General features: G+C 64.9%; 1 protein-coding gene. It reads right to left on the bottom strand.

What is annotated here, in order from left to right:
• Nucleotides 1–8,207, bottom strand: an 8,207-nt coding sequence (locus tag M5B99_RS29025; protein WP_248807365.1) for an amino acid adenylation domain-containing protein, incomplete at both ends; no start/stop codon positions are given.

The following is an 8,207-nucleotide window of genomic DNA, read 5'->3' as shown; positions in this document are numbered from 1 at the left end:
CTCGAACAACCCATGAACGGTCTGCGCCTGCGGATAATCCAGCAGCGTGTCGTTGAACGTCACCAGCAGTTGTTCACGCTCCTCAGCCGACAGGATCGACAGGCCACTCAGCGGCACCTCCGCGTTCTGTTCCAGTGCCCCCACCAAACTCGCCAGCGCGGCCTGCATGTAACCGCAGACCCGTTGCGCATCAACGCCGGCAGTTGCCTGTACCGTCAGGTTGAAGCCCACATCGTCATCGTCCACTGACAGCGTCAGCGGGTAGTTGGTCCGCTCGCCGCCACCCAGGCTTTCGATACCCTGCCAGGCCTCCAGCGCCTGCTGGCTGACCTCGCCGGCACCGTGCCGGTAGTTGAGCAAGGTGCTGAACAGTGGCGTCGGCGCGGGCACCCCGCTGCAACGCTGGGCCAGCGCCAGGGAAGCATGTTCGTGGCCGAGCAGCGCGGTGAGCTGGCCATGGGCCGCCTTGAGCGCGGCCCGAGCCCCCATCTCGCCGAGGTCCAGGCGCAGCGGCAAGGTATTGATAAACATCCCCAGCGCCCGATCCGCGCCCGAGCCGCCCTGCATACGGCCCAGCAACACGGTACCGAACACCACCTTCTCGCGTCGGCATAAGCGCCCCAGCACCAGGCCCCAGGCCAGGTGCACCGCGCTTGCCGGGCTGACACCGGCCTGTCGGGCCCGCCCGCGCAGCCGCCGGGACAGCTCGTGGTCCAGCGCCAGGTGGGCCTCGGTGAGCTCTTGTCGGTCACCACGGACTTCCTGCTGTTCAAACGGCAGAGTCGGCTCATCGACATCGCCGAGCATCTCGCGGAAGAAGGCTTCGTGCTCCTGCCGGCTGACCCCCAGGCACGCCTGGGCCACATAGTTGCGATACGGCATGGCCGGTGCCAGCGGCATCGTCTGCCCAAGCAGGTAGTCCTGCACTTCCTGTTGCACCACTGCCATGGTGGTGTGGTCGATGGCGATATGATGGAACAGCAGGATACCCACCCAGCGCCGATTGAACGCATCTTCGCTGACGGCCAGGCGTAGCAGCGGCGCCTGTTGCAGATTCAAACGGTAGTGCGCCGGATCGAAGCGTTGCAACAGTTGCGCCAGCGGCTCACCCTCCCGCGGATCGAGGGCGAGTGTCTCGACTTCCAGCCGGGTCTGGCGCCAGACCACCTGCACCGGTGCCTCCAGCCCTTCCCAGGCAATCGATGTGCGCAGGACATCGTGACGATCGATCACGCGTTGCAGCGCCTGGATAAAATCGTCCAGACGGCTACGGCTGTCGAAGCTGAACTGCGATTGCAGCACATAGGGGTCACCCTTGCCGGCCGACAGGTGATGGAACAGAATGCCTTCCTGCAATGGCGCCAACGGGTAGATATCCTGCACATTCGCCACCCCACCCGGGACCGTCGCCACCACACGGTCGATCTGCGCCTGGGTCAGGCTGACCAGCGACAACAAGTCTGGAGTGATGTGCTCGCAGCCTTGCGGGATCAGGTTGGCCGGTACCACGACTTCCGTGCTGCCGCCCACCGCCGCCGCCAGTGCCGACAAGGTCGGCTGGCCGAACAGCACCCGTACATCGGCGCTCAGGCCGGCCTGGCGCATCCGTTCGATCAGCGTTACCGCCAGCAGCGAATGACCGCCCAGTTCGAAGAAGTGATCGTTTCGCCCGACGCGCTCGACCTTGAGCAAATCGGCCCACAACTGTGCCAACCGCGTTTCGACCTTGCCTTGCGGCGCTTCGTATTCGCGGCTGACCAGTGCCGAGCCATCTGGCACCTGCAGCGCTTTACGGTCGACTTTTCGGTTAGGCGTCAATGGCAAGACGTCGAGCTGCACGTAGGCCGTCGGGATCATGTATTCCGGCAATGCGCCTTGCAGATGGCCACGCAGGCTTTCGATCTCCAGAACTGTTTCAGGCTGCTGCGCCGTGAGATAAGCCACCAGGCGTTTTTCGCCCGGGTGGTCTTCTCGTGCCAGAACCACGCTTTCCTTGACCCCGGGATAAGCAGCAAGAAGTGCTTCTATTTCGCCCAGCTCGATGCGGAAACCGCGGATCTTCACCTGGTTGTCATTACGCCCCAGGTATTCGAGCGTGCCGTCCGGCAGATAACGACCGAGGTCACCGGTGCGGTACAGGCGTGCCGAAGCGTCCTGGCTGAAGGGGTCATTGAGGAAGCGCTCGGCGGTCAGGTCGTCGCGGTTCAGGTAGCCGCGCGCCACTCCCGCACCGCCGATATACAGCTCACCCGCCACACCCAGCGGTACCGGCTGCCGGCTCTCGTCCAACAGGTAGATCCGTGTATTGGCCATTGGTTTGCCGATCGGTACGTTGACCGATTCGCCCTGCCCATCGACACGCGCGACACAGGACCAGATAGTGGTTTCCGTGGGGCCGTAGAGGTTCCACAGTTCACGGCTGCGCGACAGCAGCTCGCGCGCCAGGCTGCGGGGAAGTGCTTCTCCACCGCAAAAAACGCGCAGGTCCCTATTGCCGGTCCAGCCACTGCTCACCAGCATTTGCCAGGTGGCCGGAGTGGCCTGCATCACGCTGACCTGCTGCTCGGCAAGCAAGCGTTGCAATTGCAGACCGTCCATGGCCGCCTCACGGGAAGCCAGGACTACACAGGCTCCGTTGACCAAGGGCAAATACAGCTCAAGCGCGGCGATGTCGAAGGAAATAGTGGTGACGGCCAGCAAGCGATCTTGCGACGAAAGCCCTGGTTCACGGCTCATCGACTGGAGGAAGTTGCTCAAGGCTTGATGGGTGATCTGCACGCCCTTCGGATGCCCGGTGGAACCCGAAGTGTAGATCACATAGGCCAGATGTTCGGGACGTAGCCCTGCCCGCAACGGGTCGATCTCGGGCTGCGCAAGGAAACCTTCGCGCTTCGCCAGCTCAGGATCGAGCAACAGCACCGGTACGGCACTTGTTGGAAGTACCGAATGCAAGGCTTCCTGGCTAAGAATCAGCGCCGGAGCACAGCTCTCCAGCATGTAAGCCAGACGATCAAGCGGATAGGCCGGGTCGAGCGGCACATAGGCAGCGCCTGCCTTGAGAATCCCCAGCAGCCCCGCAACCATTTCCAGGCCACGGTCGACACAGATCGCCACCCGATCATCCGGGCCGATGCCCAGGCCGATCAGGCGATGGGCGATGCGGTTGGCCTGACGGTTGAGTGCGTCATAGGTCAGGCTGCCCTTCTCGTCGACGACCGCTACCGCGTCACCACAAGTGGCAACCCGAGCTTCAAAGAGACCATGCAGGGTCAGATCCCGCGGATAGTCGACGGTGGTCGCATTGAACGCCTCCAGCAACTGCCGGCGTTCAGTCTCCGGCAGCACCAGCAAGTCCTGCAACGCCGCTTCGGCGCCCTGCTCCAGGGCCTCGACCAAGCTGTGCAACGCCCGCTGCATATAGGCACAGATCCGCCCCGCCGCAATCATCGGAACGGTCTGGGCGGACAACAGAAAGTCTTCGCCCTGGTCGTCGACATTTAGCGTCAACGGATAGTTGGTGCGTTCCTCGACGCCCAGGGCCTGCATGCCGTGCCAGGCCGTCAGCGCCTCATCGGTCACGACAGTGCTGCTATGGCGATAGTTGAGCAACGCGCTGAACAACGGCAGCGGCGCGCTGACACCGCTGCAACGCTGAGCCAGCGCCAGGGACGCGTGTTCATGGCCGAGCAACGCGGTCAGCTCGTCATGGGTGGTCTTGACCCCTTCCCGTGCACTACGAGCACCGAGAATCACCCGCAGCGGCAAGGTATTGATAAACATACCGAGGGCACGGTCGGCACCCTCGCCGCCCTGCATCCGGCCCATCAGCACCGTACCGAACACCACGTCGTCGCGGGCCGAAACCCGGCCCAGCACCTGGGCCCAGGCCAGATGCACCAGGCTGGCGGCGCTCACTCCCAGTTGACGGGCCTGGGCCCGCAAACGGCGACCCAGCGCAACGCCCACGGGCAGGCGGGCCTCATCGATGCCTTGCCCCTCAACCTGTTGCAAACCGAACGGCAGGGTCGGTTCGTCGACATCGCCGAGCCGTTCGCGGAAGAACCGCTCATGCTCTTCCTGGCTCACGCCCAGGCGGGCCTGGGCCACATAGTTGCGATAGGGTACCGGCGCGCCCAGTTGCGCCTGCCGCCCCAGCAGATAGGCCTGCATCTCGTGCTGCACCACGTCCATCGCGGTGTGGTCCATGGCCAGGTGATGAAACAGCAGCAAGGCCAGCCAGCGCTGGTTTTCCGCATCCCAGGACTGGATCAAGCGCAGCATCGGCGCCTGGCGAATATCCAGGCGATAGTGCCGCGAGTCGAAACGCTGCTGCAGTTGGCTCGCCACAGCACCGCCCCGCGGGTCCGGCTCCAGGCTCTCGCGTACCAGTTGCACCTGGCGCCAGACCACCTGCACCGGCTCGTCAAGACCTTCCCAGACCAGTGCCGTGCGCAGGATGTCATGACGCTGGATCACGAACTGCAGAGCCCTGGCGAATTCGTCCAGGCGCTCCAGGCTGTCGAAGGCGAACTGCGATTGCAGCACGTAGGGGTCGCCCTGTTCCGCGCTGAGGTGGTGATAGAGGATGCCCGTCTGCAAGGGCGCCAGGGCATAGATGTCCTGGATGTTGGCAACGCCACCCGGCACCGTGGCGACGATCCGGTCGATGGCGGCCTGGTCGAGGTTCGCCAGCGGCAACAGTTCAGGGGTGATACGCGAACAATCGAGGCTGATGCCATTGGCCGGCACGCGGATTTCCCGGCCACTGCCCACCGCCGCCGCCAGCGCGGCCAGGGTCGGCCGGCTGAACAGCACTCGCACATCGGCGCTCAGACCGGCCTGGCGCATGCGCTCGATCAGCGTCACCGCCAGCAGCGAATGACCGCCCAGTTCAAAGAAGTGGTCGTGGCGCCCCACTCGTTCGACCTTGAGCAATTCTGCCCACAACTGCGCCAGCAGGATCTCGGTTTCACCTTCGGGCGCCTCGTAGCCTCGGCTGATCAACGCGCGCTCGTCTGGTGCCGGCAGTGCCTTGCGATCCAGCTTGCCGTTGGCGGTCAGGGGCAGGCGCTCGAGGCGCACATAGGCCATGGGCACCATGTACTCCGGCAACTGCGCATGCAAATGAGCGCGCAGCGCGTCGATCCGCTCCACCGCCCCGGCAAAGGCCGAGGTGAAATAGGCCACCAGGCGCTTTTCGCCGGGGATCTCTTCACGGCACAGCACCACGGCGTCCTTGACCTCGGGATGTTCGGCCAGGCGCGCTTCGATCTCGCCCAGCTCGACCCGGAAGCCGCGAATCTTCACCTGGTCGTCATTGCGCCCCAGGTATTCCAGGTTGCCGTCGGCACGCCAGCGCGCCAGGTCGCCGGTGCGGTACAAGCGCGCCTGCGGGTCGCTGTCGAACGGGTCGGCGACAAATTTCTCCCGGGTCAACTCATCCCGGTTCAGATACCCTTTGGCCACGCCCGGGCCACCGATATACAACTCGCCCACCACGCCCAGCGGAACGACCTGGCCATGGGCATCGAGCACATAAAGACGGCCGTTGCCCACTGGCCGGCCAATCGGCAGGTTGCCGCTGTCTGCCTGGGTGATTTCATAGGTCGCGGAAAAGGTCGTCGCTTCGGTCGGCCCATAGCCATTGAGCAGGTGCTCGGGAGCTGCGTTCGCCAGGACCCGCGCGATCACCGCCGGGTCCAGCACATCACCGCCGACAATCAGGTAGCGCAGCCGCGAGAAGGCGTCGCCCAGGCCCGCGGCGTATTGATGGAACAAGCCGGCGGTCATCCACAGCACCGTCACCGACTGTTCCAGCAGCAGGCGCTGGAAGTTTTCCGGAGAGAGCAAGTCGGCCTGGCCGATCACCACCACGCAGCCGCCATTGAGCAGCGGCGCCCAGACGTCTAGGGTACTGGCGTCGAACGCCGGGTTGGAAGCGAAAGCCACCCGGTCCCGGGCATTGAAGTCGGCATAACCGTTGTTGATCACCAGGCGGCTGATGGCCCGATGCGGTACCAGAACCCCCTTGGGGGTACCGGTGGAGCCTGAGGTGTACATGATGTAGGCCACACTTTCGCTGGACTGCGGCATGGCCAGGTCATCGCCATCGAGGCGTTCCAGGCTCAACATGTCGAGGTCCACGCGCTGCACGCGACTGTCCAGCGGCACGGGGTGGCGAGTCAGCAGGAGCCGTGCCTGGCTGTCCTCGATCATGAAACCCTGGCGCTCAACCGGGGCGTTGATATCCAGGGGCACATAGACCGCGCCGCATTTGAGCGCCGCCAGTTGGCTGACCAGCAGCTCGTCAGAGCGCTCCAGCAGGATTGCCACGCTGTCGCCCGGTTGTACACCGAGACCGCGCAGGTGCCGGGCCAGGCGGTTGGCCCGGGTATTGAGCTCGGCGTAGGTCAACGACACGCCATCGTGGATCGCCGCACAAGCCTCGGGCCGCGCCCGCACCTGGGCTTCGAACAGCCCATGGACGGTTTGCGCCCGCGGGTAATCGCGAGCGCTGGCATTGAACCCCAGCACCAGTTGCTCGCGCTCGGCGGCAGGCAGGATCGACAGCTGCGCCAACGGCAAGGCCGGCGTTTGTTCCAGGGCCTCGACCAGGCTTTCCAGGGCGCGGAGCATATAGCCGCAGACCCGTTGCGCCCCGGTCCCGGCCAGGGTGCCGACATGCAGGGCGAAACCTTCGCCCAGATCGTCCACCGACAGGGTCAGCGGGTAGTTGGTGCGCTCTTCGCCACCGAGCATCTCGATGCCGTTCCAGGCCGGCCGGTCGGTGTTGCCACTCGCCAGGTGCCGATAGTTCAGCAATGCGCTGAACAACGGGGTCGGCGCCACCACGCCACTGCAACGTTGCGCCAGGGTCAGCGGCGCATGTTCATGACCGAGCAAGGCGGTGAGGCGTGAGTGGGTGGCCTTGAGCCCTTCGCGCACACCCAACCCGCCCAACGCCACCCGCAACGGCAAGGTGTTGATGAACATCCCCAGGGCACGGTCGGCCCCCTCGCCGCCCTGCAGGCGACCGAGCAGAACGGTGCCGAACACCACTTCGTCCTTACCCGAGACACAACCCAGGACCCGAGCCCAGGCCAAGTGGCAAAGACTGGCGGCACTGACGCCCAACTGCCGGGCCTGGGTCCGCAGCCGGTGGCTGAGGCCGGCGTCCACGGCACACCGAGCCTCTTCGATGTCCTGGCCGTCGCCCTGTACATCCTGCAGGCCGAACGGCAAGGTCGGTTCGTCGATATCGCCGAGCATGTCGCGGAAGAACCGCTCGTGCTCGGCCTGACTCACCCCCAGGCGCGATTGGGCCACATAGTTGCGGTACGGGATCGAGGTCGGCAGTTGCGCTTGCTGGCCGTGCATATGAGCTTCGATTTCGGCCACCAGCGCACCCAGGGAGGTGGCGTCGTTGACCAGGTGGTGGTACTGCAACAGGCCGATCCAGCGCTGGCTGGACGGGTCCTGCGCATAGTCCAACTGCAGCATCGGCGCCTGGCGGATATCCAGGCGGGTCCGCGGGGAGTCGAGGCGCCCACCCAGCTGGGCGGCGATATCACCGGCGAGCGGGTCCGGCGATACTTCGTTGACGACCAGCGGAGCCTGGCGCCAGACCACTTGCAGCGGTGTATCGAGGCCCTCCCAGACCACGGCGGTGCGCAGGATATCGTGGCGTGCAATCACGCCTTGCAATGCCTGGGCGAAGGCCTCGAGGCGGGCGCGGCTGTCGAAGGCGAACAGCGCGTGTTGCAGATAGGGGTCGGCGTGGTCCACGGCCAGATGATGGTGATAGAGGATGCCTTCCTGCAACGGCGCCAACGGATAGATATCCTGCACGTTCGCCACGCCACCCGGTACGTTGGCGACAATACCATCGATAACGGCCTGGTCGAGACTGATCAGGGGCAGCATGTCCGGGGTGATGCGCTCGCAAACGGACGGAATGGCATTGGCCGGGACCACGATTTCCCGCCCGCCGCCCACGGCAGCGGCCAGGGCGGCCAGCGTGGGTTGGCCGAACAGTACGCGGATATCGGTGGACAGGCCGGCCTGGCGCATGCGTTCGATCAGGCTGACGGCCAGCAACGAATGGCCGCCGAGGTCGAAGAAATGGTCATGCCGGCCGACGCGCTCGACATTGAGCAACTGCATCCAGATCCGCGCCAGGGTGGTTTCGGTTTCGCCCTGGGGCGCCT

The sequence above is a fragment of the Pseudomonas sp. MWU13-2100 genome, from assembly GCF_023242365.1.
Lineage (GTDB): Bacteria > Pseudomonadota > Gammaproteobacteria > Pseudomonadales > Pseudomonadaceae > Aquipseudomonas.
Note: the sequence above shows the minus strand (reverse complement) of the source record. Positions and strands in the feature narration are given on the sequence as shown.